At 65.1% G+C, this 3,035-nt stretch carries 3 protein-coding genes; 1 reads left to right on the plus strand and 2 read right to left on the minus strand.

What is annotated here, in order from left to right:
* On the minus strand, positions 1 to 356 hold a 356-nt coding region (locus Q0341_RS01570; RefSeq protein WP_299510087.1), incomplete at its 3' end, for a hypothetical protein.
* 27 nt (positions 357 to 383) lie between these two features.
* Entirely contained in the window at positions 384 to 2,480 is a 2,097-nt protein-coding gene (locus tag Q0341_RS01575; RefSeq protein ID WP_299510088.1) for a DEAD/DEAH box helicase, read from the minus strand.
* A 203-nt stretch (positions 2,481 to 2,683) separates the two neighbouring features.
* Here Q0341_RS01575 and Q0341_RS01580 point away from each other — a divergent pair.
* On the plus strand, positions 2,684 to 3,035 hold a 352-nt coding region (locus Q0341_RS01580; protein WP_299510089.1), incomplete at its 3' end, for a hypothetical protein.

The following is a 3,035-nucleotide window of genomic DNA, read 5'->3' on the forward strand; positions in this document are numbered from 1 at the left end:
TAGGGATCGTCCTCGGCGGGCACGATCTCCAGCGTGAGCTTCAGCCAGGCGCCGTCGCGTGCGACATAGAGCGTCTTGTTGAGCTGGGCGTGCAGCTGCTGTTCGTGGCGGCGGATCACCTCGGAGGCCGTCTTCACCAGCGTGTTGAAGGCGTTCGAGTCCAGCGGCTTGGGGTTCTTCTTGTCGCGGCCCATGGTCCAGGGGCCGACCAGCGCAGGCTCGGAAGCTCCGGCCTTGAACATGGCCACCGCCCAACCATCGTCGTCTTCGTTTTTGATGACCTGGGCGGTCCAGTTTTCGTCTTGCCAAAGGCGGGGTTCTTGGACCAAGGGGGTGTCTGCTGTGTCGTCGCTCATCGTGGCTTTCTAAGGGAAACTGTGCGCTCAGGGCTGCAAATGCAAAGCCAGCACAAGCACTTGCGAGGCCTCATTTTCCCGCAAAAGCGCTGCGGCCACGGTGGCCGTCCAGCGGGTGCGCACCGTGCTGGCGACCAGCAACACAGGTCCGGGGGGCAAGGCCGCATCAGCAGCCATGCGGATGGCCGATTCCAGATGCACCACCACCGGGGTCGAGGCGCTGTCGTCAGGCGCTGGTCCGCCGTGCCAGCTGAACACATCGTGCAGCGGCAAGCGCCCCTTGCGCGCAATGTGCTCGGCCAGCACGCGGTTGGCAGACATGTCGGGCGCGGGCAGCGGCACCACGCACACCGGGCGCGCAGGCCAGGTCTTGGCCCAGCGGCCCAGCGTGGCCAGGGCCCCGGCCAGCAAATCGGGCGGCACATCACCAGGGGCCAAGCGCAAGGCCTGCAGTTCAGACACCCAGCCCGGGTCATCGGCAAAGGCCACAGCGCGGCCCACATCAAAGCCGCGAATCGTGCCTTTGCGCCCGACCCCAGCGGGCCAGCGCTTGCGCGGCTCGATGTCCACGTCCATGCCGCGCAAGAAGTTGCGTGCTGCGATCAATTTGTCTTGTGAGGGTGTTAGGCCTGGAAACGGCAAATGCCCGGTACACACCGAGCAGCGCCCGCACGGCGCAGGCGATGGGTCGTCCAGCGCGGTCTGCAAATACGCCATCAGGCAGCCCGCGCCATGGGCGTATTGCCGCATGATGCCCGCCTCTTGCTGGCGCACCTGAGCCAGCGCCGTCCATTTGGCCGTGTCGTGCACATAGGGCACGCCCGTGGCGCGCCAAGCCGTGCCGTCTTTGTCCACCACGCCCTCGACCGCCAAAATTTTGAGCAACGCCTCCAGCCGCCCCCTGCGCACACCCGTGTCGGCTTCTATCTCGATCAGGCTTCGCGCATCACCACCCAGGCTTTGCAACACCTTGGCCGCGGTTTGTGGGTCCGGAATCGACGCCGTGGCAAAGTAATCCCAAATACGCTCGTCCGCGTCTGAAGGCAGCAGCACCCCTTCGGCATGCGCCACTGCCCTGCCCGCCCGCCCCACCTGCTGGTAATAGGCCACCGGTGTCGAGGGCGAACCCACATGCACACAAAAGCCCAAATCCGGCTTGTCGTAACCCATGCCCAGCGCCGACGTGGCCACCACCGCCTTCACCTGGTTGTGGCGCAACCGGTCTTCCACTTTGAGCCGCGTGTCGGCATCGGTCTGGCCGCTGTAAGCGTCCACCGCGTGGCCGCAGCTGCGCAAAAAAGCCGTCAGCCGCTCGGCCTCGGCCACGGTGAGCACGTACACAATGCCCGAGCAGGGCAATTGCTCCAGCGCATCGGCAATCCAGGCATAGCGCTGCAAGGGCGACAAGCCCGGCACCACCGACAGCGTGAGCGAGGTGCGCGCCAGCGTGCCGCGAAAGGTCACCGTGCCCGCGCCCAACTGCTTGCCAATGTCCAGCGTCACCCGCTCGTTGGCCGTGGCTGTGGTGGCCAGCACGCTGGCCGTGGGCGTGGACAACAGCGCTCTTGCCAGCCGCTGGTAATCGGGCCTGAAATCAAAACCCCAGTCGCTGATGCAATGCGCCTCGTCGATCACGATCAAGCCCACCCGGGCCAGCAAAGCGCCCAGCCGTGCCGCAAATCGCGGGTTGCCCAAGCGTTCGGGCGAGACCAGCAGCACATCGATGGCGTCCTCGTCCAGCCGCTGGAACACCTCGTCCCAGTCATCGATGTTGGTGGAGTTGACGGTGGCCGCCTTGAGCCCAGCCCGCTCGGCCGCGCTCACCTGGTCGCGCATCAGCGCCAGCAAGGGCGAGACCACCAGGGTGGGGCCTGCGCCCGTGCTGCGGATCGCGTGCGTGGCCGCCCAATACACCGCCGACTTGCCCCAGCCCGTGGCCTGCACCACCAGCACGCGCGAGGCGGGTTGCAACACCGCGTGCACCGCGTCCACCTGATCGGGGCGCGGCACCGCACCCGGCCCGGCCAGGCGGGCCAGGATGGTGTGCATGTGCTGCTCGGCGAAGTCGCGGGTGGACGTCATCAATGACAAATTCTGCGTCTGCAAGCTGCTCGGTGTGTTCATGGGCTCCCCTGACGCCGTGACCGGCTTTTGTAATGGAGGACCATTTTGCAACGCATCAGCTGCTGCTTGTGCTGGCGCTCCGAACGCTTTCACCAAATTCACGGCCAGCCACCAGCGAGCCAGAACGCCTGTCATCCGTTGTTGGATTGACAAGCCACCTGACCAAAGCAAGTCCATGACTTGCCCACTTAGAATGCTTTGCCATGTCCCCAAGCACCCGCGCCACCCTTTTGATGTTTGCCTTGCTGTGGCAGTCTCTGCTGTGGCTCACGCCGCTGGGTCAAGCGCAGCTGAGCACCGACATCGCCAACGCCTGGGTGCATGCCCAAGCTGCAACGCAACACGCAGCCCACCCACACGACCACCAGAGCGATCCATCTTTGCATTTGGACGATCACAGCCTGGACGGGGCGCACCACCATCATCACGAGGCAGCGCAACCACTGGGTCTTGCCCCACACAGCGATGGTTTGGGTTTCGACCGCCCTCAGTCCACTCCATTTGCAGGCCAAACGGCCCCAATCGCGACCGTTTTCCTGCAAGGGCAATTGCGCC

This window comes from uncultured Limnohabitans sp. (assembly GCF_937889215.1).
Lineage (GTDB): Bacteria > Pseudomonadota > Gammaproteobacteria > Burkholderiales > Burkholderiaceae_C > Limnohabitans_A.

Bases quoted from the DNA above. Each gene is read 5' to 3' on its own strand.
- Q0341_RS01575 (WP_299510088.1), bottom strand. From the start codon at position 2,480: ATGAACACACCGAGCAGCTTGCAGACGCAGAATTTGTCATTGATGACG.